Origin of the sequence: Bartonella numerosa (assembly GCF_037070845.1) — a bacterium.
Lineage (GTDB): Bacteria > Pseudomonadota > Alphaproteobacteria > Rhizobiales > Rhizobiaceae > Bartonella.
The window spans coordinates 89482-112250 of record NZ_JAYMZI010000003.1 but is presented as its reverse complement, the minus strand read 5'-3'; the positions used below and the strand labels follow the sequence as shown (position 1 = coordinate 112250).

The window sequence follows — 22769 nt, the reverse complement described above, 5'->3', positions numbered from 1 at the left end:
ATTCACTAGGCAGATTTGTTATAAAGTCAATGATATCTTGCTGATATAGCCCACCGGACAACGCGATTGAAGTAATGATACTCACTCGAAAACAGCGGTTTATAAAATCGGTGAGCGGCATGTCCACCGCACCGCGAATAATAAGCCACCCATATACAATGAAAGCAATAGTTATACCCACCGACACGATAGGTGTGAGCGCGATAGCTGCCTTTGATGAAACACCCGTAATATACGTACTTGTTATTTGATCAAATTTATCGAAAAGCTGTGTGAACATTACGAAGGACATGGCATTTCTCTTTAACGAATTCTCACGTTTCTGAAATGTTGGCGCACATCATGCATCTCGCTCATTTGCTACAATCTACCGTAAACGCTCTTTTACAAGATTATCAGAGCCAACTCACATATTCCGCGCTATTCTTCAAAATCACCGAATAGCACGGAAAACCCACCGGTCTTATCTCTCCGATAAGAAAAAATCAGAGGTATAAACAACGTTAATCATAAACAAACTTACCGTATCGAACGTATAGCTGGCATTTCTCTATTCCTACTACCAAGAATTTTCATGTTGCGTTTCCGCTTTTGATGGCCAATTAATTCCCGTTCCGCGTTTCGTAAATGCGCAACCATCTGTAACTTTGTAGTTTCATTTTGAATCATGGCAAGCTTAGCCTTAAGACGCGCTTGCAGCTCCGCAATGCCCTTCAAATCCTGTGTCCGATCGATTTCTTCTAATAGCTTCGAAATTTGCTGAAAGCGCTTTTCTGTATCACTGAAGACTTTTAAACTTATGGCTTTGTCCGTAACAGCCGCATACCGACTGCGTTCATTAATAGACTCGCGTGCATCATTCACAGAATCAGAAATATTTTCCTCTTTTAAAATTCCCGTAACCGACGTGAATACGTCAGAACTCTCCTTATTTTTATAAATTGACTGCGGGTCCTTGAGAAAAAAACTGTCAAAACCCGTTCCTTTTGTAATACCAATTCCTCGATTTGCCGTTATAGACTTATACATCCCTTCCGTTTGTTTAAACTGCTGCTTATTCAACTCTAGGTGCTGCTTTATTAAATTAATAATCTCTTGTTGCGGAGAAATTGGCTCCGACAGCGTTTTCTTCTTTTGATCTATCGCTGTCGAACGCGATGCATGCCAACCCCAATTCCAAGCCATCACTGAACTTGGTGTCCCTAAAATTGCTGCCATTACTATCGAAAGAACTAATTTTTTCATGTCGTCCTCCTATCAATTTTTACGTTTTGTAAAAAAATTGGCAACCATACTGCCGGGTCGTCACCCACTTCAGCAATAATGGTCTCCACTAACTCTGCATTGTCGGGGGTCCCCGATAATACCAAGAGTTCGTCACCAAAATCTCGCTCGACGGCCTTTCCGTCGATTGTCGTATGAAATTTTCCTAAATTTAACTCTGCAAGCGCGGATTGATCGCCTTGCTTTATGAGAAATTGGCGGCTAAATTCGCCTAATCCCTTAACCAATTCAAACTCAGCATCTGTTAATTTGAAGCCCTCAGTATACTCCTCATGATTGGCTTTCGGATTTGCTAAAAAAATATAAGTTGCACATTGTTGAATCAAAGTCTTGGCAATATTGCTCTCCAGTGCATCGCTAGGCTCCTGGGTTGCAAAAACAAAAATACCATTCTGTTTTCGAATGGTTTTCTGTTTGTTCTTTGCCAAATCCTCAAAGTAAGGATCCTGCAAGGGTTTCCAGAATTCGTCAAAAATGTACATAAAACGCTGCCCACTAATCATTCCTTCGGTACGGTAAAGCAAATACATCATAACCGGAGTACGAATTTCTGGATTATCTAAAAACTCAGTGATGTCGAATCCGTAAATTTGATGCGTTGAAAGATCAAGCGCATCAGCTGGATTATCAAATAGCCATCCGTAATCATTACCTTCACACCATTTCACCAAGCGAGCGTGAACAGTCGGACGAGCATTATAATCACTTGAGCGCGGATTTGGTAAAAACTGTACTAAGAAGGACAAACGACGCAATGACCTATCGATACCACCGTTCATAATAGCATTAACGGCTTTATCAATCTCCTCCTCATCGCGGTGTGTAACTTCACCACCTGCTTCGGCCAGTTTTTTTACAAACTGTTTCAGAAAAATCAGATTCTCTTGCGTAGAAGGAAGCTGAAACGGATTAAAACCACTTGGCTTACCTGTTTTAAACGGAAGGTACCGACCACCCATCGCTCGAATGACAATCTCCATACCGCGGTCCTTATCGAAAACAACAGTCGTCGGCTTGAATTTCTGCGCTTGCGCCAACAAAAATCCAAGCAAAACCGTTTTACCGGAACCAGACTGCCCGATAAGCGCAGTGTTTCCCAACAAACGCTTATCTGTCGCGTCTTCTTCAAGCTGGGAGGCATGAAAATTAAAATAAAGCGGCGTTCTACTTACGGTTTTGAGAATCGTAACCGCCGGTCCCCACGGATTGCCAGTCGGTTTTCCTGACATAAAATTATGGAAAGATGAAAACGACAAAAAATTAAGAGACGTAATCGGCGAGGGACGTGGTCGCCATTTCCAGTTCGCAGGAAGCTGTGCCCAATAACCAGCTTCTATAGCTAGATCTACAGGTTTTGGCAGTACTGCAGCGTCTAAGAGAGCCGCGTTCGCCTTCGCCATGTAATCACGAACTTCTTGGATCGTATTACCATAAATGGTAAGTGTGCAGTGATGTTCCCCCATAATAAAATGCCCACTTACAAGTTGATTAAGTGCTTCATCAATTTGCTCAATTTGACTTGTTGCAACATCACGGGCATCTATAAGATTACGTTGATGCCGCTGCAAATAATCCCTAGCAGCATGTCGCGAAAGCACAGAAAAACTCTGCGTCAATATGAATTCGAAATCACTTTCCAGCAAAATATTGAACTGGCCAGGCCTAGTCGTAATATCGTACTCTTTTATTTCCATCATCCCAAATCGACGTATACCAAACGACGTTTGCAGCTCACCAACAGCGCCCCATTTCGAGAAAAAAGGCCGATTTATAGACATATAATCAGAAAACCTATCTTGACATATAGGCATGGGACGATACTCACCATTGACCAACATTCCAAGAAACTCAAGTGCAGAGGAAAAGGCATAACCATTTTTTTCATAAGCGCCAAGAAGCTCAGCACCATAACATCTAAGTGATTGACCCAAAGTACGATTTATATCATTGAGGGCTTTAATACACGATTCTTGTCGAAGCTTCTTTTGATCAAGGGACTCGCGTTCGTGTCGGGAAAAAAACGACATAATCCTATCTGCCACCGGTTTATAAACGACGGTCAAATACAAATCATTCACCATCAAATTATATCCGGTGAAACTTTGCCGATACTTCTCGTCAAGCCGATAACAAAACATTTCATCAAATGTTGAATCAGGATACTCATAAACGCGACGGCGAACGACATGCGTCCAAAAGGACAAATTCGCTGACGCAATACCACGCAAAGTATTGTTCAACTCCTTGGTCCATTGAAAAATATCTTCTTCCGAAGCACTTTGATGTGAACGTCCATCAATCTTCCAAATCGACAAATATTCAGCATCCTTCGTAGACATAACTGTATCTGTAACATGATGCGAATAGGGCAGGAACAGACTTACAGGCGTTTCCGACATGAGCAACCTGCTGCTTTTAACAGCTTCCATGCTTATCTCCTTTTACGGTAATTAGAAGGACTATAACTTGATGCACCCCAAAAGCTTTTGTTGCGATTACGGAATTTCGTATCAACCCACAACCACCAAATACGAAATGCTTTATCATCATGCTTGGTAATTTGCGCCATAACAAACCACAATGGTGGAGCAATGATCCACAAAAAGATATTTATTGTCATAGCGATAGAAGCCACTCCTATAACCATGGATATGGCCGGCATCATGGGCACCCCCCAAATTGTCGGAACACGCGTCGCTCCTTTAAACAAGGGAAACTCTTCCTGTTTTTGCGGCTTCATGAGCAATCCAAATCAATTAATGTAAAATAACATATTACTAATATAAAGCGCTGCACCTGCGACGATAACGCTGAAAGCCCATCGTGCAAATGTCGCTTTCGCAATAACGCGAAACAAATAAATAAGGCATAAAAATACAAGAATGACTGCTGCTATGATGGGAGAAAACACACTTAACCCATAATATATGCCCATTATAACATCTACATGACTATTCGCGACCGGAATACTCGTTCCTGCTTGAGCATATGAAGGCCGAGTTACTGGGAACACGGCCATACCCATAAAGGAAAAACCAATCTTACCACCAACACGCCCCCATAAGACTTTTGAATATTTCATATCTTTCATTAGAGTTGAAACTACCATGAACAATATCCTCCTCTTTTGATACAAATGAAACCAACACCAGCACATTCACAATAGTCGAATGCAACTCTTGTTCTCGAACAAAATAAACATACTATCCTAAATGATTCTAAGGGGTTTTATTTAACAACATCCTTGCAAGCTCCATTGCTGAACCAGCGACGATAACGCCAACCGACCAGCGTAAAAAAGTATCCTTTTCAATGAAACGACCTGCATAACTAACCGCAAGGCATATAAGTATAACGGCTGCAGCAATCGGAACAAGTATATCCAAATCTTCCTTCAATAACTCTAAAGCTTCATTAGCTTTGGTCAATGTCTTCGGCTTTCCGTTGGCGTAAACGGTATGATTCACGAAAAATACGATCATAGCCGCAACGACAACAGCAACCCTGTCATTCACTCTGAATTTAAGAATTTCAAAATTTTTCATATCAATTACTCCGAATAAAAACAGCACCCCCCATCGCTGTACAAACAACATCTTCACCAACTTCGCCTACACCCAACGAACACAAAACTCATTTCTAATAAAAGCCTTCAGAATCCCACCCCAGATCCAGCGACTATGACACCGAGTGACCAACATAAAAAATCACACAACCAACCGCTAAGCATAAAAACATAACGGCAACAGCAACCGGAACGAACACAACAAAATCCTCTTCGATGCCCCTAAAGCCTCGCCAGTTATTATCGGCCTTGCTAATCTCACCACGCCAGCGTAAGCAGGACGACCCAAAAAAACCTAATTCCGATCATGATAACAACTGCAACTCTACCACCCACTTTAACTAAAGAACTCTCGAATTTCTCACGCCAACCACCCAAAGCCAAATCAACACTTTCCGTTGCAGTAACAGGTAAACCACCACCTATTTGTTTTCTGCCCTCACTATTTTCCAGCGAACAACATACCTGCAAGCTCCCACGCTGATCCAGCAACAATAACGCCAACCGACCAGCGTAAAAAAGTACTCTTGTCAATGAAACGTCCTGCATAACTAACTGCAAGGCATATAAGTATAACAGCCGCAGCGATAGGAACGAGAATAGATAAATCATCCTTTAAAGCCTTCAAAGCATTTTCAGCTGTCTTCAACCTTTTCGTATCATTAGCGGCCTGGGCATAAACGGGAAACGCCACCATAACCATAGAAACAACAACGATCTGAAAACGCATCATTGATTGAAAAAATTTTAAACTCTTCATTTTACTTATCCCAAACTAAATTACCGCCTTTCTATCGCGGCACCAACACCACCACCTTCAGGTGTTTATGAAAAACAAATACAACACACCCTCAAATAAAAATACTCTATATCACGCAACAACTTGCCATTAACCTATTGGCCTAAACAGGTTGACCTAACAACATCTTCGCAAGCTCCCACGCTGATCCAGCAACGATAACGCCAACCGACCAGCGTAAAAAAGTACTCTTATCAATGAAACGTCCTGCATAACTAACTGCAAGGCATATAAGTATAACGGCCGCAGCGATAGGAACGAGAATAGATAAATCATCCTTTAAAGCTGTCAGAGCATTTTCAGCTGTCTTCAACTTTTTCGCACTATTAGCGGCCTGGGCACAAACGGGAAACGTCACCATAACCATAGAAACAACAACGATCCGAAAACGCATCATTGATTGAAAAAACTTCAAACTCTTCATTTTACTTATCCCAAACTAAACTACCGCCTTTCTATCGCGGCACCAACACCACCACCTTCAGGTGCTTACGAAAAACAAATACAACACACCCTCAAACAAAAATGCTCTATACCACGCAACAACTCGCCATTAACCTGTTGGCTTAAACAGGTTGATTTAACAACATCTTCGCAAGCTCCCACGCTGATCCAGCAACGATAACGCCAACCGACCAGCGTAAAAAAGTACTCTTGTCAATGAAACGTCCTGCATAACTAATTGCCAAACATATAAGTATGACAGCAGCAGCAATCGGAACGAGCACCGTCAAATCCGCCTTCAAATCCTCCAAAGCCGCCTTAGCTTTGGTTAATCTTAGTTGAGCAAACACAGGATGAGTCACAAAAAATACAGCCACGGTTGCAACAACCAAAAAAAACCCACTACCCACTTTCATCCGAAAAATATTTGACTGTCTCATATTGTTTATCCTGATTAAACGTAAAATGCCCGCAAACAACACCCCTCTCATGAAGAAACTTAAAAAGATACTTAGGGTCAACCCAAGTCCTCAACTTTCCTCTCTGTGTTATAAGCGCATATTCACTCGGCTCCCCGGTTATGGGGTCATCCGCAACAAATGTAAAATACCACTCCCTCTCCGAACGCATAACAACCGTAACCTCACGCGCAGCCTTCTGATTAAACGCTATATCAACGCTATTCTGTTCTATCATCTTCATTATTTCAGCCCTCAATTAGAATAGATCTTATCCAATCTCACTAATTAGAGCTTTAATACAATCTCATCCAGTTTTCATAGCCATACCTTATCAAAATTAAAATCTTAATCCATAAACGCGGGCACACCACCCTCCCTCTGCTCTTCAAAGGGAACAGAATCCCCTCGAGTAAATGCATCATGCACACCACTCATTTTATTTTTAAACACATCTACCAGCTCCTCTTCTGGAGCGATTTCCTCTTCTGGAGCAATAAAGGGACGCACCCCAACTACTCGCTCTTCCACTTTGGTGGAAGATTGCGCGAACTCTTGCATTCCCCCATTCACAGGTACCAACATAAAATGAACTCTCCAAATATACGAAACAATCCCCCCGACAAACTCGCGTCCACAATCTCCCGCATAACACGACTCGTACAAAGCCACACTCCGCATTAAACGTTTACAAAAACGAGAGAACACCACTTGCACATCCATAAAACTTTCACGCAAGCCAAAAAAAGGCACAACAAACCACTCAAGATTTTTGGCACAAACTCGTCTAAACCCTGCGCTAAAACCGCCCCCGCTACAGCTAAACCACCCAGCCGCTGCGACAGCTCCTCCGAATGTAAATAACCGACGCAAAAATCCACGAGACACAGCAACAACCATGACACGAACACTACCCTTAGGTTTTTGCGCAACAACGACCAAAAACACCGCAAGACAAAAATTTAATACACACACAGCAGAAAACATCATAAAATTTTGCACAACCATCAACGACGCATCCCCTTATGATGAACAAGCCCACCAACACAAACACCAACCCCGCTCCAATTTACTAGATACTGCAGCGTCGTATCACTGCTACCCACCCGCAAAACAAAGCCGTTCCGCCTAAAAATTCTTTTTCCATAGACACAAAACCCATCGCTCCCGAAAACACCACAAATGCATGACAACGCTCGCGGATCCACGCAGAAATGCAAAAAAAGCAAGAAAAAACCAAAAACAGCACGCAAACTAACGCTACAACCATCAAGGCAGAAAAAGAACAAATTGCACCTAAATGACAACCACCCCTTTGGGCTCACAAAAAAGAAACATGCAAAACTTTTTCCTAATTTCACTTCTTGAAAACACAACTGACACAAGAAAGAAATCTGTTGCAAACAAAAACACCCCTCATTAGCAAAACGAACCGTCGCACCACCAGACACAAAGAGCCCATCCTCCAATAAATATAGGGGCTTGTTCTCTAGTAAATATTGCCATAGTTTATAGGTTTGCGATCTATACCCACTTTCGCCCGACGATGCGTAAGGACCAGGAAAATGCGACAGAACTCGCACACCCTCGTTCCCAATTACAGCAGCCGAGCCAAAAGAGGATACGGTTGTAGTAGTCGATGCACAAATAGGTAGTTTTTTGTGTTTCAAAGCGCATCTCCGTAAAAGTCTTATATCGATCGCAATTGTGATTTTGATCAGAAATGAGAAGAAAGTGTCTATAAATTGTGTTTAAAATATGACGAGACATGATTCTTTTTTGCGAAGGGAGGTAATTAAGGTGAATGATTTCAAAAAGATGAATCTTGATGAGCTACAAGAAATACGCGCTCAAATTGATGTAGAATTGAAAAAAAGACAAGCAAAAGAGAAACAGGATGCGCGGCAAAAAATCCTCGAAATTGCTAATGCGCATGGGATTGATATTGCCGATCTTATCAGCAAAAAGCGTCACTATAGAAATCCTAATAATCAATGGGAGTTATGGAATGGGCGGGGGAGAAAACCTAAATGGATTAAAGAATGGCTGGAAAGAGGATATTCTCTCGAAGAATTAGAAGTAACGTGATATATATGCAACACCATAAAGCTCGGACAACCTACATTGTCGAATAAAAAAGGGGTATCTTTATGGTGATTCCATATTTGCGCGTGTCGAATCGATGTGTGAGGGAGATCAGAGGCTGGGTTGAATCCTGTCGCGTAAAATATGGATGTATTGATCTAAGTGAGGGTAAAATCATTGTATTCGTTTGCTTCGTATACTTTTCGTTATGCTGGGTTTGTGAAGGAGCTTTTAGCTGTGACGTTGTGCAAATAGCAAATCTGCAGAAACAGAATACCGAAAATGCCGCATAAAATATACGCTGGGAGAAAAATGGGTTCTTGCGTTGCTGCGGGGAAATCTGAAAAGCCGCGGTAGCTTTTTTCCATTGAGAGTACGAAAAACAGACGTACTTTATCATACAATATGTGAATGATGGGGGAGTATTTGAATTTACTTATTTTTTCAGTTACTGACGAATGGTAAAACGGTGAAACATCTCCCCTTCTGAATTTTGTGACAATGGTGTATTCTCTGTTAGCAAAGGGCTGAGTTAGATATTAATCACACAGAGCAAGAGCGTTTAAATCACCATAAAAAATAGCTGGTAAGAAGTATCCAGAGAAATGCAAAATTTAGTCATTGTTCTATTTTTTGTGGGGCGATTTCCATGAAAGAAAGGTTTGTACTCGTGGGTTGAAAATATGATGAGGTGGTATCTCTCTAAAGCGGGAGACCGCGTAAAAGACGAGGAGAGTTAGGGGTGAGCCCTGCAGCTTCCCGAATAAAATATTCTTTCATTTTTGGCATTTGGTTAACAATCCCAAGACCAATATCACGCAGTGTTCGCAAAACGGGATTATCATTAGAAAAAAGTTGATTAAGCCAATCATTACTCAAGGCCATACGAACAATTTCAAAACGTCTCCACCTTTGATAATTTTCGAGAGACGTGAGGGACCCAATATCAAGGCCTAGCCTAGCTGTTTCAACAACGATTTCAGCGAGAGCGGCGCTGTCGCGTAATCCTAAATTAAGCCCTTGTCCCGCGATAGGATGGATTGTATGAGAAGCGTCACCGACGAGAGCAAAACGAGATTTGACACACTGACGTGTTAGAGAGAGAGTCAATGGAAAGGCTTGACGTTTGCCATTCCAAGAAATTTTTCCCAATCGATGGCCAATACGCTTTTCGATTTCTGTTTCAAAAACACGGGCATCCGCTTCGAGATAATATTGGGCCATTTGATGACTTTCATTCCACACGATAGCCGATCTGTTTCCTTTAAGGGGAAGAAGGGCGAAAGGTCCGGCAGGCAAAAAATGTTGGACTGACCGTCCGTAATGAGGTTTCTCATGTTCAATTGTACACGTGATTGCTGTCTGTTTGTAGGCATGAGAAAAATTTTTAAGTCCTGCTTTTTTGCGTAATTGGGAATGCGCCCCGTCAGCTGCAATCAACAATTTTGAGTGCCAGATTTCTGCATTGCTTAAAGCAACAGTTGTGTGTTGATTTTCTTGGTAAAAATCAAGTACACGCACACCCTCCATGAAAACAATATCAAGATCTTTTACGCGTTTTTTTAAAGCATTTATGAGCTTATCGTGTTCAATTGTGGCGGCAAAGGGCTCATTGGGAGTAACATCTCCTTCAAAAGTTAAAAATACTGGTTTAACAGAATCGTCTGCGTGCGCGTCAGTGATCGTCATTGAATGAATTGGCTGGGCATGGTGCTTTATGTTTTCCCAGCACTGCAATTGCCTCAACATGCGGATGGAGGCAGCAACAAGGGCAATTGCTCGTATATCCGAGGTACGACGTTTCTCCCTAGGAGTAGCGTCGACGATACTAATTTTCAAGCCAGGGGCTGCTTGCTTGAGAGCTATCGCAAGTGTCAAACCAACCGCCGCCCCGCCCGCAATAAGGAGGTCGCATTGCTTTGCGCTATCTTTGAGATCAGGGATATACACTACCTCTTTCCATTTTTGCACGGTCTGTTATTTCTCGAACGAAAGCGATACTACCCCATTAATAGCATTTTTTACAAAATATCAAAGGAAATTGTTGTGGTTATTATGTTTAAAACTATGTTAGCATTTTAATTATAACCTAGTAACCATTTGTTGAAATATTATGCTCAAAGGTTTTGTATTTGGGATTAACGAATGCACCAGAGTTCTCCTCCTTATGATTCATCAGAAGCGTTAAGCTCTCAAGGGTCGCGGCTTGTCCGAATGTTTTTGCGTCAAATCGGTGTCTTCGTTGGGCTTGGGCTTTTGAGCTTCGTTGTTTTTTGCATTTTGGCTTTGGCAACTTGGAATATCGCAGATCCATCATTAACGCACGCAAATACGAACGATATTACAAATTTTATGGGGCTCCCAGGCGCAATTTTTTCAGATGTGTTTATACAGTTTTTTGGCCTAGCAAGCCCTGCTGCTTTATTGCCACCGCTTTTTTGGTCACTTCTGTTGCTAGCGCAAAAAGACATCCATAATTTAATTTTTCGCCTTTTTTTGTGGTTACTATCAACCGCTTGTTTCCTCGTTTCGTTCGCTTTCATGACGCCCCTCGCTTCTTTCACACACTGGCCATTCCCAATTGGTTTAGGAGGTGTTTTGGGTGATAAGATTTTGGACGTTGTTTATTTAATTTTTCCTTTTGCCCCGTCTTCTTTTCGGGATGTACTTTTGGGGATTGCCATCGCGTTTTTTGGTTTTTTCATGGCCGCTTTTGCTGGCAATGTGGTTTGGAGGTGCGAGGCAGAGGAAAGAAGAGCACAAAACAGCTCAAAAGTTGAAACTGGTTCGGTTGTCGATACACGGGAATCCGATACGCTAGAAGACGTAGAGGATTCCGCGGATGTAGATAAAGTACGTTACGGCTTTTTTGCTACAACTTTTGGAGCGGTTCTGCACTTTTTTTATTTTGTACAAGCAAGGTTTTTTCGTTTTTTGTGTTTCAAGCCTAAGCGTAAGGAACGAGAAAAATTATTCGGTCGGGTCGAGCCGGTTTTCTTTGACGAAAAAACAAAATGTAATAATTCTCGGAATGAAACATCTCGCTCTTCGGCTAAAAAACGCGTCTTTAAACCTTCAATGGTTTCTCCAAAAGACGGTTTTATTCTTCCAGTTTTGGACTATCTTTCGACTCCTGCGCCAGCTGCAAAGAATGCAGAGCTTTCTCCCGCTAGCCTAAAAGCAAATTCTCACGAACTTGAGGGCATTTTGTTGGATTTTGGAGTCAAGGGAAGAATTATTGATGTACGCGCTGGTCCAGTGGTAACCTTGTATGAATTCGAGCCAGCCGCTGGTATCAAGTCTTCTCGTATCATTGGCCTAGCAGACGATATAGCGCGTTCAATGCGCGCAGTTTCTGCACGTGTTGCTGTGGTTCCAGGACGAAATGTGATTGGAATAGAATTGCCTAATACGATACGTGAGATGGTTTATTTAAGGGAAATTTTGCAAGCGCAGGAATTCGTGGACAGCAAGGCAAAACTTGGACTCGCTTTGGGCAAAACAATCGGTGGTGAAGCCGTTGTTGCAGATTTAGCGAAAATGCCGCACCTTTTGGTGGCGGGTACGACAGGATCGGGCAAATCCGTCGCCATTAATACGATGATTTTGTCTCTTCTTTATCGCATGACTCCTGAGAAATGTCGTTTAATCATGGTGGATCCTAAAATGCTTGAACTTTCAGTCTATGACGGGATACCACATCTGCTAACGCCAGTGGTGACGGATCCAAAAAAAGCAGTAATTGCGCTTAAGTGGGCTGTTCGTGAAATGGAAGAGCGCTATAGCAAAATGTCAAAAGTTGGAGTGCGCAATATTGACGGATTTAATGCGCGCCTCAGGGAAGCCGAAAATCAGGGTGAAACATTGGCGCGTACAGTTCAAGTTGGATTTGACCATGAAACAGGTGAGCCCCTTTATGAGACAGAAACATTTGACTTAAGCCCTATGCCTTATATCGTCGTCATCATCGATGAAATGGCAGATTTGATGATGGTTGCTGGCAAGGATATTGAAGGTGCGGTTCAACGTTTAGCGCAAATGGCACGTGCGGCTGGTATCCATGTTATTATGGCTACTCAGCGTCCTTCTGTGGATGTGATTACGGGGACAATTAAGGCTAACTTTCCTACACGCATCTCTTTTTCTGTGAGTTCAAAAATCGACAGCCGGACGATTCTTGGTGAACAAGGAGCTGAGCAGCTATTAGGGCAAGGAGACTTGCTCTTTATGATGGGAGGAGGGCGTGTTCAGCGTGTTCATGGGCCCTTTGTTGCTGATGATGAAGTTGAGCAGGTTGTGGCACACCTGAAAGCGCAAGCCGTCCCTGATTACTTGGAAACGATCACACAAGAAACTACAGAACACGGCGCTGATGCATCCCTGAATTCCCCTGCAGCAGACGATCCTTATAGCCAAGCTGTCGCAGTTGTTCTTCGTGATCGTAAGGCTTCGACCTCCTATATTCAACGTCGTTTAGGTATTGGATATAATCGAGCCGCTTCGCTAATTGAGCGTATGGAAGAAGAGGGTATCATTGGTCCGGCTAATCATGCAGGTAAACGGGAAATTTTTGTTCCTCTTTCAGCTAACGATGAGGGGTGAGTGATGAAATTGAACAAATGATGGCGCGTCTAAAACTTAAACGCGCTCCGGTATTCGTAAGCCGCTACGTGGAAAAGTGCAGAATAGTGGCAATCGGCATTGCTTTAAGCACTTCTCTGGAAAATAGCCTTTATAACAAAGCTGTCGCTGTTATCCTTTTTAATCAAAACTTCAACCTCTTACATTGAACGTCATTTGGGATCGGCCGTAACGGCGCCGCTCCGTTGATCGAACATATGGAAGAAGGAGAGTGTTATTGGTCCAGCTAGTTACACGGGTAAATAGGGAATTTTTTTGCTTTTTATAAATCTCAAGAAAAAAATCCTTTTGAAATAAAAGCCGTTAGCTATTTTTTTCAAAAAAATTATTTTAAAAAGGAGCATTTATTTATTATTCGCTACTTATATTTAAGGAAAGTAGGTATCGCTTGGGAGCATTTTTATGAAAACGTCTTCTTTAACTCGCAGAACAACACTCGGACTTGCTAAAATTGTCATCTTTTTGTTCTCAGTTTTTCCTGCTCTTTCTCAATCATCTAGTCAAGTAGCGCGGGCGCAGAATATCGCCAATCATTTCGCGGCAATTAAGACAATGACTGGCGATTTTATTCAATTTAGTCCAAAGGGAAAGATAAACGAAGGGACGTTTTATTTAGAACGTCCAGGGAAAATTCGTTTTGCGTATAAAAAGCTGCCCCTGCAGATCATTGCAGATGGTCAGTTTGTAGGAATTAATAATCGTGCCCTGAATACCTGGAATTTTTCACAACTCTCTCAAACACCGATGAAATTCTTATTGAGTGATAAAATTGATTTATCGTCAGGGCGTTTACTCGCGTTTCATGAAGCTCCGGGGGCGGTGACAATAATTTTACGCGATAAGACTATTGGTGGGGGGAAAATAAGGATGGTTTTTGATTCTAAGAGTTATGCTTTGCGGCAATGGACGATTGTTGATCAACAAAATTTAGAGACGACTATCCAAATTATGAACGTGCGAACGGGCGTCAAGTTTGCTGACGGGATGTTCAAACTTCCCTATAAAAATGTTGAAGCTCCACGCCGTCGGAACCGAAATTGATGTTCTTTCGTATTGCTACTTGGAACATCAATTCTATTCGCTTGCGTCTTGCACAGGTCTTTCAGTATTTGGATACGTTTGCTGCGGACATTTTGTGTTTACAAGAAACAAAATGCCCGGATTCCTTGTTTCCACGTGAAGCTTTTGCGGCGGCTGGTTATAAATACATTGCTTTGAGTGGACAAAAATCCTACAACGGTGTGGCGATTGTTTCGCGTTTGCCGTTTCGAGACGTTGAGACGCGTTTTTTTTGTGAAAGGCAAGATTGTCGCTATATCTCTGTGGTTGCTGATGCATGTGGTCGCCTCGTGCGGATCCACAATTTTTATGTTCCTGCGGGGGGTGATGTGCCTGATGCTGAAGTCAACGAGAAGTTTCGTCATAAACTTGATTTTTTAGAAGAAATGTCCTCCATAAAAGCTGATCAAGGAGATGGCTTATCTTCTCTTTTAGTCGGTGATCTCAATATTGCTCCTTTAGAAAGCGATGTTTGGTCTCATAAGCAATTGTTAAAGGTTGTAAGTCATACACCGATTGAAACTGAACGTCTGCAGACTTTGTGTTCTCAAGGGGGCTGGATTGATTTAATGCGCGTGCACTTTCCTGTCTCGGCTAAACTTTATACATGGTGGAGTTATCGGGCTCGCGATTGGGCGCTTTCCGACCGTGGCCGACGACTCGATCATATTTGGTCTTCCCCAGATTTAATTCCTTTTGTTTCTAATCTTTCAATTTTTCGTGACGCAAGGGGCTGGGATCGCCCTTCAGATCATGTTCCTGTAGAAACTGTATTTGATTTTTCATAATAAATTTGAAATAAGGACTTTATTACACAAAATATTCATAAACTGATTCTGAAAGAATGCGAGAGAGTGGATGAAGCATATCAGAAATCTAGAGTGGATTACTTTAAAGAAATCATTTTGTATTATTTTTTTGTGTCTTTTTGTACTTTCTGGATGTGTGGTTGGCCCCAATTATCGTAAGACGTCTTTCAAGGTTCCGGCAGTTTGGGGGCGACAGCCTACACAAGTTTTTGGGCGTCCGGCCGCGCTTGCAGGGTGGTGGAAACGTCTGGATGATCCTGTCTTGAATATGCTGATAGATTACGCGATTTCTAAAAATAACGATGTTGCCGTTGCGAAAGCGCGGGTTCGTGAAGCACGCGCAAATCTAGCGCAAGTCGTGGGACATCTTTTACCAAATTTGTCAACTTCAGTTTCTGGAACTCGCAATTCTGGATCATTTGATGCGTCTTCGATTCAATATCGTGGTGGCTTTGATGCAAGTTGGGAGCTCGATTTTTTTGGTGGGCACAAGCGGGCCGTTGAAGCAGCACGTTACGGTCTTGATGCTGTCGTGGAAGATATGCGTGCCACAATGGTAACGCTGTTAGGGGATGTAGCGATAAATTATGTCCAGGTTCGTGGTTGGCAACAAAAATTATCGCTTGCACAACAAATTGCTTCATCGCAGCGTAAAACATTAGAACTGGTGCGCGCTAAGTTTACGGCTGGTGATGCTTCTGAGATTGATGTCTCAAATGCGAAAGCGCAAATGGCAAATACAGAAGCAGATGTATCACAGATGGAAGCCAATTTGTCCATGGGCGTCCATCGCCTCTCTGTTTTAATAGGTTGCGTGCCTATGGCTTTAGAGAATTTGTTGAAGGAAAACGCTGAAAACGCGAAAATTCCACAACCGCATTGGCCAATATCAGCGGGAATTCCTGCCAATATTTTGTTGATGCGTCCAGATTTACGACGGGCGGAACGTCAGTATGCACAAGCAACTGCGCGGATTGGCCAGCGTGAGGCAGAGCGCTATCCGTCTCTCACTTTGACAGGTAATATTTCAACAATGGCAGGCACAATTGGCCAATTGTGGAAAAATTCAACAATTGGATGGTCTTTTGGTCCTGGTTTGCGTTTTCCCTTCTTTAATGGAGGACAAATTGCTGCCGCTGTTTCCGTAGCGCGTGCACAGCGTGATCAAGCGTTTATCGCTTATCGATCTGCCGTGCTGACGGCACTAGAAGAGGTAGAAAATGCTCTTGTGGGATTGACCAAAGAACACCAACGTTTAGAGAAGCTTGTCATCGCCAATTCAGCCTCTTTGCATTCATTAAAGCTTTCACAGCAACTTTTTGAAAATGGAACTACCAGTTTCTTTGAATTATTGAATGCTAATCGCTCCTATTATTCTTCACTGATGGCGCTCAAAGATAGTCGTATTGCTCTGGCTACCCAATATATTGCACTGATGAAAGCATTAGGTGGTGGCTGGGATGGCACGGTGGATGTGTCGCGTCCAGAAGTCGTTGATGGCGCTGCCCATTCGCGTACAAGGGTAAGGCAATGAAAAAAGGTTTAGTTAAAAATTTCGTTATAAAACGTAAAAAACTTTCCATATTCTTAGTAGGTGTTTTCCTCATCCTTTTTTTGCTGTGGCTGCGTTCTCTTATTTTTGGGACGTCTTCGCCGATTTATATAACTGCGGTGGTTAAGCGTGGTGATATAGAGGAAAGTGTTTTGGCTTCTGGTGTTGTACGCCCTTATCGGTTGGTTGCTGTTGGTGCGCGTGCAACAGGACGTGTTGTATCGATGCGTGTTTTTCCTGGAAGTATTGTGAAAAAGGGGGATCTCTTGGCAGAAATTGATCCCACAGATCAGGAAAATGACTTAAAAAGAAAAAAAGCAGCGCTCTCACATTATCATGCGAGTTTGCAAGAGCATGAAGCCTATCTCACTCTTGCACAAAAAAATTTGAATCGTCAAAAGCAATTAATCGAGACACGCGCTATCTCACGGGCTAACCTTGATGATGCTGCGGCACAGGTAAAAATACGCGAAGCGCAAATCGCTCAGCTTCGTGAGCAAATTATACAAGCACAAATCGACGTAGATAGTGCAGAGGTCAATCTGAGTTACACGCGGGTAACTGCTCCTTCAGCGGGAACGGTTTTAGCAACGGTTGTAGAAGAAGGACAGAATGTAAATGCAGTCCAGTCTGCGCCGACAATCGTTATTTTAGGCGATTTATCAAAGATGACGGTAAAAGCGCAAATTTCAGAAGCTGATGTTCTTAAAGTTCGTGCTGGGCAACCTCTCTATTTTACAATTTTTGGCGATTCACAGCGTCGTTATGAGGGTATCTTAGAAAGGGTAGAACCTGCACCTGAATCAGTCCGAGCTGACGTAAGTATCAATCCTGGTGCAATCGGAAATTCAAGTTCTCTAACCTCATCGGCTATCTATTATAACGGGATTGTGCATGTTGATAATAAGGATAATTTTTTACGCACTTATATGACTGCTCAAGTTCACGTTATATTGGGTCGCGCTAAAAACGTTTTGTTAATTCCAAGTGATGCCTTACGTGATATGACAAAGGAGCGTAAAGCCTGGGTTTCCCTACTTGTAGAAGAAAATAAGGTGATCGCAAAACAGGTAACAGTTGGGCTCGATAACAAGGTGATGGCAGAAATTATTTCGGGGCTTAATGAGGGAGATGTGGTGATCACCGGTTCGCGCGACGGGAAGATGCCAGATTCTTCTGATGCATACATCGAAGATGAGATCTGAGACATGAAAACGGGACAAAAAGATGCTGTGATTGTTCTAGAAAACATTGTGCGCAAGTTTCCTGCAGGGGAGAAGTTCGTCACTGTTTTAAAAAGTATCAATCTTACCATTAGGCAGGGTGAGATGGTGGCCATCGTGGGAGCTTCTGGTTCAGGAAAATCCACATTGATGAATATTTTAGGATGTCTCGATCGGCCAGATTCTGGTCGATATTGGATTTCTGGGAAGGAAACGGCAACCCTCGTTCCTGATGAACTATCGGCTTTACGACGTAACCATTTTGGATTTATTTTTCAGCGTTACCACTTGCTGAATGAATTGACAGCTCTTGGCAATGTCGAAATTCCGGCTATTTACGCAGGGTGTGCAGCACAAACAAGAAGAAAACGTGCACGGGACCTGTTGGCGCGTCTCGGCATGGGAGATAGGATAAATCATCGCCCAAACCAACTTTCAGGCGGGCAGCAGCAGCGGGTGTCTATCGCGCGTGCGTTAATCAATGATGCCGAGGTTATTCTCGCAGATGAGCCAACTGGTGCGTTGGATACGCAAAGTGGCCAGGAGGTGTTGCGTATCTTGGATGAGCTTCATAAAGAAGGGCGCACTATTGTCATTGTGACTCACGATATGCAGGTGGCTGAAAGGGCGGAACGTATTATCGAAATCAGTGATGGAGAAATTATCAGCGATAGTTTTTCAAAGAATGCGAAAGTAAAGAAGAGCAACCAACCTCTTTGCAGGCAAAAAAATATCACAGAGCAGCACAGACTTGGTTTTTTTCGTTCTTTTGCTGAGCGCTTCTGTGAGGCATTTGTTATGGCTTTATTGGCGATGAATGCGCACCGGATGCGGACTTTTCTGACGATGCTTGGGGTTATCATCGGTATTGGTGCAATTATTGCGATGGTAGCTTTAGGAAATGGAACGCGAGAAAAGATCCTAGAAAATTTTAAAAGTTTGGGTTCCAATACACTGACAATTTTTCCTGGGAAAAATTTTTCTGATCCACAGGCAGGAAAAATAACTAGCTTGGTTGAAGCTGATGCAGAAGCTCTTTCTGAATTGCCCTATGTTTCCGGTGTAACGCCGCAGATTTCAGCTAGCTCGATTATACGTTCTGGCGCTGTCGAAGTGGGTGCTGTAATTGCTGGAGTGGGAGAGCAGTTTTTTCAAACACAGGGACTTAGTGCTATTGAAGGAAAGTTGTTTGATAAAAACAGTGTGCGTGAACGGGCGGTAGACTTAGTGATAGAAAAAGAAGCGATTTCTGTTCTTTTTCCCCACAGTCATGAAAGCCCTATCGGAAAAGTTGTGCACGTGGGTAGAGTTCCAGCTCGTATCGTTGGTGTTGTTGCACCGAACAACAGTTCGGGCGTGTCGAATACGCTGCAGATTTATTTGCCCTATACAGCATTACAAACACGCTTTCTTGGTACCACAAATGTTCGCGCGATTGTCGTTAAGATTGCGGACGATGTCGACTCACATTTGGCAGAGACTATGGTACAGCGTTTCCTGACTGCCCGACATGGAGGGAAAGATTTTTTTATCAGAAATTCTGAATCATTCCGTGAGCGTATTATAGAGAATACGCATATTTTAACACTTTTGGTGTCTTCAATTGCGGCTATTTCTTTGCTCGTAGGCGGTATTGGTGTGATGAATATCATGTTAGTCACTGTTTCTGAGAGGATAAATGAAATCGGAGTACGCATGGCAGTCGGTGCACGCCAGAGCGATATTTTGCAGCAATTTTTGATTGAGGCGGTTTTGGTTTGTGTAATTGGTGGTGGTCTTGGTATTCTGCTCGGATTTTCTATTGGTGGCTTATTTCTGCTGCTTAGGGCTCCTATCTACCTAGTTTATACGGCTGATTCAATTATTATATCCCTCATGTTTTCAACTGTCATAGGGGTAGGGTTTGGTTTTTCGCCAGCACGACAGGCCTCGCGACTTGATCCTGTTGTTGCTCTCTCACGTGACTAGGCAGCATCAGTCTTGCAAAAAACTGTGCTTTCATAATTTTTGCGCTGGGTAGGAGTCTCTGTGGAAAGGGATATTTATCGAAAAATCATGCGTGTTTTGTCGGTCCGTTGCGTCAGATTTTTAATTTGAAAAAACAGAAGCAATGTAGTCGTAATCACGTGTCGAGCACCCCGGTACGCGAAAAAGTTCTTAAATTTAAATATAGAAGAAATAGCTGGTAGGAGAGGTCAGTAAGATAGGATATTTTTGGGGACAAACTGTGATCATAGTTTGAGAAAAAAACGCCGGTATCAGAGCAGATTGCTGACAGAGGAATAAATGCCGAATTGCGTATCTTCCGTCGTAGTAAAGCTGCCAGTGGGACTCTTGAGCAACACGTAAACACTATCAATGTGCGTTGGCTGAGAATTTACAAAACAGATTAGTACTCAAAGATTAAAATGCAGTTCTAATGTATACTCCGATAATCTTGATGTATTCTGACGCCAAAATGCGTATTTGGTTGATTTGTTGTACCATGCTTTCAGCGTTGTTGTCTTTTTTAACAGGGTAGGCAATGAAATTAGTATCAGGCATTAAGTATTTGAATTCGCGCAAAGAACGCCACATGTGGTAATCATGGGTAACAATGTAAAGCGTTTTATATTTATGTTTTCTTATCCAAGCAGTACTTTCTTTGGCGTTTCCTCGTGTATTGGTTGCTTTGTGTCCAATGTCGACACAACAAGCAAAGAGCTGCGGGTCGATATGGTTAATATGCATAAAGCTATCAGGACTCGTTATCGTGTTTACTCCGCTAATTAAGAGTCGCGAGCCAAGCCCCTGTTCCAAGAGATAAAGCCCCGTTTTTATCCGGTTTTCTCCTCCCGTTAAAACGACAATTGCGTCTGCCTTCGGTAACGGATTCTGTGGTTTAAGCCGATCGGTTTTTTCGGAAAAAACAATGAAACCAATGCAAAAGAACAGGGTTATCATTAAAAGAGAAAGCGTTGTCGGTGGGAAATAGCGAAATAAATACCGATGATGCCATATACTGCGCACGGAAAAATTTTGACACGCCAAATCATCCCGTGCCGTTGGTTCGAAATCATGTGAATTGTCGGTCATAAAATCAAAATAAGCTGTCTTCGCATTGATAAAACTTTTTAAGTTGCATTAAAATCGTTATTCTGTTTGTCAGTACGGCAAGGCAAGAAACAAAAAGAATTAGGGTAATGATCTTTCCATAGGGTATAGAACTCATGGAGAGATGTCCGAAGAAAGCTGTTACTTGGCTGGCTTCTACTCTCCCCAGATTATAATTTGTCAAAAAGGAGAAGGCACAAAACAAGAATACACTTGCGGCACCACCGTATAATGCACCGCGTAGTGCGGTTTTAAAAAAATGCCAATCAAATTGTCGAGCAATGAAGAAAGTTTCCGTGCCAAGGAAGTACAATACATTAATAATATGCGCATTCTCTGCTAGTGCGTTTCGCGTGGAAAAAACAATCGTGAGTGCCAGCGAACATAGAACCAGTATTAAAATTGAAAAACCAATCAAAACAACTCTATGCGCAAGCTTTGCAAAATGGTCTATCCAAACGCGGTGGTCATCGAACTGTCCTCCTGGGATTCTTGTTTTAATTTCTTGACTAATTGCAGGAAAATTGATTTTCTCGCCCTCTTTCAGTGTAACGATAATGAGCCGGGGGAGCGGTAAGTCGTTGAAGTCTAGACCCTTTCCAAACCACGGCTCGAGCAACTTTTCAGTGGATTTTTTATCAACAATTTTAGCGCCTTCTACACCGCGAAATGTTTTGACTAATTTTACTGCATCACGGAGAGATTCTTCGATATCGATATTTTCGACGGGGCGTATTTGGATTGTTGCTTCATAGCTAATTTCATTACTCCAATTGCTGGCAGCACGTTGCACTAAATCGACACTGATCAATGTTAAGCTTGATAAAAATGTCATGATAGCAACTACCGCGACAAGCGCTTGTCCAGAAATATTACCACTGGGAATGATGGCTGTTGCGCTTTTTTTATCGCTTGTAAAAATTGGGAAAGATTTATTCATGAATCGTCATCCGTCCATTATGGAGAACCATTCGACGCGCTGCTACCTGCTCCATAAGTGCAACATCGTGGGTGGCAATGATGACAGCTGTTCCAAAGCGGTTTAATTCAATAAACAAACGCAGCAGGCGTTTTGCTAAAGGCGGATCGACATTTCCCGTTGGTTCATCCGCTAAGAGTATTTCAGGCTGATCAATGAGCGCGCGCGCTATCGCTACCCTCTGTTTCTCTCCACCGGAAAGAACTGGTGGTAAAACATGAATGTGGTTTCCAAGACCCACCCAACACAAAAGGTCTTCCACTTCACTGCGATAAGTTGCTTCTTCTTGTCCTTTTATGCGTAGGGGCAAAGAAACATTCTCATAGGTAGTCATATGATCTAGTAAACGAAAGTCTTGAAAAACGACGCCAATACGTCGTCTCAATGCTGGAAGCTCCTGCCGTCTAAGTAATGCTGTGTCAGTTCCAAATAAGTCAATATGTCCACGAGTTGGTTTCAGTGTTAAAAACATCAAACGCATCAACGACGTTTTTCCTGCTCCAGAGGCGCCAGTTAAAAACTGAAACGAGCCTGAAGGAATATGAAAACTAATATCACGCAAAATTTCCGGCCCCATCCCATAGCGCAGACCGACATTTTCAAAATGAATCACCTTTGGTTACCACTTCTGCTTCTCTATTGAATCACATACAGGATACTTTACCGCTATTGTTTCAGATTTTCGCCAGTGCACACGCTCAAACATTCTGAACGTTTCTTCTTTTAGTAGTTCTTCGTCTTTGTTAGGAGTACACCGTTCGTTTTCAGTCACATTAAA

General features: G+C 42.6%; 25 protein-coding genes. 8 read left to right on the top strand and 17 right to left on the bottom strand.

Annotated elements, in window-relative coordinates; all coding sequences use genetic code 11:
• The 13 genes from WCP75_RS02595 to WCP75_RS02535 all read right to left on the bottom strand — a co-directional run.
• Positions 1–292, bottom strand: a 292-nt coding sequence (locus WCP75_RS02595; protein ID WP_336276691.1) for a type IV secretion system protein, incomplete at its 3' end; no start/stop codon positions are given.
• 227 nt (positions 293–519) lie between these two features.
• Positions 520–1245: a TrbJ/VirB5 family protein gene (locus tag WCP75_RS02590; RefSeq protein WP_336276690.1), complete on the bottom strand. Its 726-nt coding sequence runs from the start codon at positions 1243–1245 to the stop codon at positions 520–522.
• Positions 1242–3713: a VirB4 family type IV secretion/conjugal transfer ATPase gene (locus WCP75_RS02585; protein WP_336276689.1), complete on the bottom strand. Its 2472-nt coding sequence runs from the start codon at positions 3711–3713 to the stop codon at positions 1242–1244. The genes WCP75_RS02590 and WCP75_RS02585 overlap by 4 nt, the downstream gene beginning before the upstream one ends.
• Positions 3714–3715: 2 nt before the next feature.
• Positions 3716–4024, bottom strand: coding sequence for a VirB3 family type IV secretion system protein (locus tag WCP75_RS02580; protein WP_336276688.1), 309 nt, complete (start codon positions 4022–4024; stop codon positions 3716–3718).
• A 12-nt stretch (positions 4025–4036) separates the two neighbouring features.
• Positions 4037–4393 (bottom strand): conjugal transfer protein, encoded by a 357-nt coding sequence (locus WCP75_RS02575; protein WP_336276687.1) that lies wholly within the window; start codon positions 4391–4393, stop codon positions 4037–4039.
• 109 nt (positions 4394–4502) lie between these two features.
• The gene (trwL, locus tag WCP75_RS02570) at positions 4503–4829 is read right to left on the bottom strand and encodes a VirB2 family type IV secretion system major pilin TrwL (protein WP_336276686.1); all 327 of its coding nucleotides are present in this window, start codon (positions 4827–4829) and stop codon (positions 4503–4505) included.
• Positions 4830–5107: 278 nt separating this feature from the next.
• On the bottom strand, positions 5108–5320 hold the full coding sequence (locus tag WCP75_RS02565) for a hypothetical protein (protein ID WP_336276685.1): 213 nt from the start codon (positions 5318–5320) through the stop codon (positions 5108–5110).
• Positions 5292–5609 carry a VirB2 family type IV secretion system major pilin TrwL gene (gene trwL / locus WCP75_RS02560; RefSeq protein WP_336276684.1) on the bottom strand — a complete coding sequence of 106 codons (318 nt, stop codon included), beginning with the start codon at positions 5607–5609 and terminating at the stop codon, positions 5292–5294. The genes WCP75_RS02565 and trwL (WCP75_RS02560) overlap by 29 nt, the downstream gene beginning before the upstream one ends.
• A 142-nt stretch (positions 5610–5751) precedes the next feature.
• Positions 5752–6072, bottom strand: coding sequence for a VirB2 family type IV secretion system major pilin TrwL (gene trwL, locus WCP75_RS02555; protein WP_336276683.1), 321 nt, complete (start codon positions 6070–6072; stop codon positions 5752–5754).
• Between the two features lie 142 nt (positions 6073–6214).
• A complete protein-coding gene (gene trwL, locus WCP75_RS02550) occupies positions 6215–6508 on the bottom strand; it encodes a VirB2 family type IV secretion system major pilin TrwL (RefSeq protein ID WP_336276702.1) in 294 nt (97 codons plus the stop codon).
• Positions 6495–6794, bottom strand: a complete 300-nt coding sequence (gene korA / locus WCP75_RS02545) for a KorA family transcriptional regulator (protein WP_336276682.1) — start codon at positions 6792–6794, stop codon at positions 6495–6497. The genes trwL (WCP75_RS02550) and korA overlap by 14 nt, the downstream gene beginning before the upstream one ends.
• A gap of 104 nt (positions 6795–6898) precedes the next feature.
• Entirely contained in the window at positions 6899–7558 is a 660-nt protein-coding gene (locus WCP75_RS02540; protein ID WP_336276681.1) for a hypothetical protein, read from the bottom strand.
• The gene (locus tag WCP75_RS02535; protein WP_336276680.1) at positions 7558–8220 is read right to left on the bottom strand and encodes a hypothetical protein; all 663 of its coding nucleotides are present in this window, start codon (positions 8218–8220) and stop codon (positions 7558–7560) included. Before WCP75_RS02535 ends, WCP75_RS02540 begins: the two co-directional genes overlap by 1 nt.
• Before the next feature lie 130 nt (positions 8221–8350).
• Between WCP75_RS02535 and WCP75_RS02530 the strand changes: the two genes are divergently transcribed.
• Positions 8351–8638 carry an H-NS histone family protein gene (locus WCP75_RS02530; protein ID WP_336276679.1) on the top strand — a complete coding sequence of 96 codons (288 nt, stop codon included), beginning with the start codon at positions 8351–8353 and terminating at the stop codon, positions 8636–8638.
• A 699-nt stretch (positions 8639–9337) separates the two neighbouring features.
• Here the strand turns inward: WCP75_RS02530 and WCP75_RS02525 are convergent.
• Entirely contained in the window at positions 9338–10606 is a 1269-nt protein-coding gene (locus WCP75_RS02525) for a ubiquinone biosynthesis hydroxylase (protein WP_336276678.1), read from the bottom strand.
• 174 nt (positions 10607–10780) lie between these two features.
• Between WCP75_RS02525 and WCP75_RS02520 the strand changes: the two genes are divergently transcribed.
• From WCP75_RS02520 to WCP75_RS02490, 7 genes are all read left to right on the top strand, one after another.
• Complete coding sequence (locus tag WCP75_RS02520; RefSeq protein WP_336276677.1) at positions 10781–13237, top strand: FtsK/SpoIIIE family DNA translocase; 2457 nt, start codon at positions 10781–10783, stop codon at positions 13235–13237.
• A complete protein-coding gene (locus WCP75_RS02515; RefSeq protein ID WP_336276676.1) occupies positions 13234–13425 on the top strand; it encodes a hypothetical protein in 192 nt (63 codons plus the stop codon). The genes WCP75_RS02520 and WCP75_RS02515 overlap by 4 nt, the downstream gene beginning before the upstream one ends.
• A gap of 253 nt (positions 13426–13678) precedes the next feature.
• Positions 13679–14317 carry an outer-membrane lipoprotein carrier protein LolA gene (locus WCP75_RS02510; RefSeq protein WP_336276675.1) on the top strand — a complete coding sequence of 213 codons (639 nt, stop codon included), beginning with the start codon at positions 13679–13681 and terminating at the stop codon, positions 14315–14317.
• The gene (locus WCP75_RS02505; protein WP_336276674.1) at positions 14317–15123 is read left to right on the top strand and encodes an exodeoxyribonuclease III; all 807 of its coding nucleotides are present in this window, start codon (positions 14317–14319) and stop codon (positions 15121–15123) included. Before WCP75_RS02510 ends, WCP75_RS02505 begins: the two co-directional genes overlap by 1 nt.
• Positions 15124–15193: 70 nt before the next feature.
• On the top strand, positions 15194–16678 hold the full coding sequence (locus WCP75_RS02500; protein ID WP_336276673.1) for an efflux transporter outer membrane subunit: 1485 nt from the start codon (positions 15194–15196) through the stop codon (positions 16676–16678).
• Complete coding sequence (locus WCP75_RS02495) at positions 16675–17901, top strand: efflux RND transporter periplasmic adaptor subunit (protein WP_336276672.1); 1227 nt, start codon at positions 16675–16677, stop codon at positions 17899–17901. The genes WCP75_RS02500 and WCP75_RS02495 overlap by 4 nt, the downstream gene beginning before the upstream one ends.
• A gap of 3 nt (positions 17902–17904) precedes the next feature.
• Positions 17905–19887: a MacB family efflux pump subunit gene (locus WCP75_RS02490; protein WP_336276671.1), complete on the top strand. Its 1983-nt coding sequence runs from the start codon at positions 17905–17907 to the stop codon at positions 19885–19887.
• Positions 19888–20322: 435 nt separating this feature from the next.
• Here the strand turns inward: WCP75_RS02490 and WCP75_RS02485 are convergent, their stop codons facing one another.
• The 3 genes from WCP75_RS02485 to ftsE are packed head-to-tail and all read right to left on the bottom strand — an operon-like array spanning position 20323 to position 22604.
• Positions 20323–20994 carry a YdcF family protein gene (locus tag WCP75_RS02485; RefSeq protein ID WP_336276670.1) on the bottom strand — a complete coding sequence of 224 codons (672 nt, stop codon included), beginning with the start codon at positions 20992–20994 and terminating at the stop codon, positions 20323–20325.
• Between the two features lie 4 nt (positions 20995–20998).
• Complete coding sequence (locus tag WCP75_RS02480) at positions 20999–21952, bottom strand: cell division protein FtsX (protein ID WP_336276669.1); 954 nt, start codon at positions 21950–21952, stop codon at positions 20999–21001.
• Entirely contained in the window at positions 21945–22604 is a 660-nt protein-coding gene (gene ftsE, locus WCP75_RS02475) for a cell division ATP-binding protein FtsE (protein ID WP_336276668.1), read from the bottom strand. Before ftsE ends, WCP75_RS02480 begins: the two co-directional genes overlap by 8 nt.
• Positions 22605–22769 lie beyond the last annotated feature (165 nt).

Coding starts and splice junctions, on each gene's coding strand:
- WCP75_RS02505 (WP_336276674.1), top strand. CDS start 14,317: ATGTTCTTTCGTATTGCTACTTGGAACATCAATTCTATTCGCTTGCGT.
- WCP75_RS02495 (WP_336276672.1), top strand. CDS start 16,675: ATGAAAAAAGGTTTAGTTAAAAATTTCGTTATAAAACGTAAAAAACTT.
- WCP75_RS02490 (WP_336276671.1), top strand. CDS start 17,905: ATGAAAACGGGACAAAAAGATGCTGTGATTGTTCTAGAAAACATTGTG.
- WCP75_RS02485 (WP_336276670.1), bottom strand. CDS start 20,994: ATGACCGACAATTCACATGATTTCGAACCAACGGCACGGGATGATTTG.
- WCP75_RS02480 (WP_336276669.1), bottom strand. CDS start 21,952: ATGAATAAATCTTTCCCAATTTTTACAAGCGATAAAAAAAGCGCAACA.
- WCP75_RS02590 (WP_336276690.1), bottom strand. CDS start 1,245: ATGAAAAAATTAGTTCTTTCGATAGTAATGGCAGCAATTTTAGGGACA.
- trwL (WP_336276683.1), bottom strand. CDS start 6,072: ATGAAGAGTTTGAAGTTTTTTCAATCAATGATGCGTTTTCGGATCGTT.
- WCP75_RS02580 (WP_336276688.1), bottom strand. CDS start 4,024: ATGAAGCCGCAAAAACAGGAAGAGTTTCCCTTGTTTAAAGGAGCGACG.
- WCP75_RS02575 (WP_336276687.1), bottom strand. CDS start 4,393: ATGGTAGTTTCAACTCTAATGAAAGATATGAAATATTCAAAAGTCTTA.
- korA (WP_336276682.1), bottom strand. CDS start 6,794: ATGAAGATGATAGAACAGAATAGCGTTGATATAGCGTTTAATCAGAAG.
- trwL (WP_336276686.1), bottom strand. CDS start 4,829: ATGAAAAATTTTGAAATTCTTAAATTCAGAGTGAATGACAGGGTTGCT.
- WCP75_RS02540 (WP_336276681.1), bottom strand. CDS start 7,558: ATGGTTGTGCAAAATTTTATGATGTTTTCTGCTGTGTGTGTATTAAAT.
- WCP75_RS02520 (WP_336276677.1), top strand. CDS start 10,781: ATGCACCAGAGTTCTCCTCCTTATGATTCATCAGAAGCGTTAAGCTCT.
- WCP75_RS02500 (WP_336276673.1), top strand. CDS start 15,194: ATGAAGCATATCAGAAATCTAGAGTGGATTACTTTAAAGAAATCATTT.
- trwL (WP_336276702.1), bottom strand. CDS start 6,508: ATGAAAGTGGGTAGTGGGTTTTTTTTGGTTGTTGCAACCGTGGCTGTA.
- WCP75_RS02585 (WP_336276689.1), bottom strand. CDS start 3,713: ATGGAAGCTGTTAAAAGCAGCAGGTTGCTCATGTCGGAAACGCCTGTA.
- WCP75_RS02510 (WP_336276675.1), top strand. CDS start 13,679: ATGAAAACGTCTTCTTTAACTCGCAGAACAACACTCGGACTTGCTAAA.
- trwL (WP_336276684.1), bottom strand. CDS start 5,609: ATGAAGAGTTTAAAATTTTTTCAATCAATGATGCGTTTTCAGATCGTT.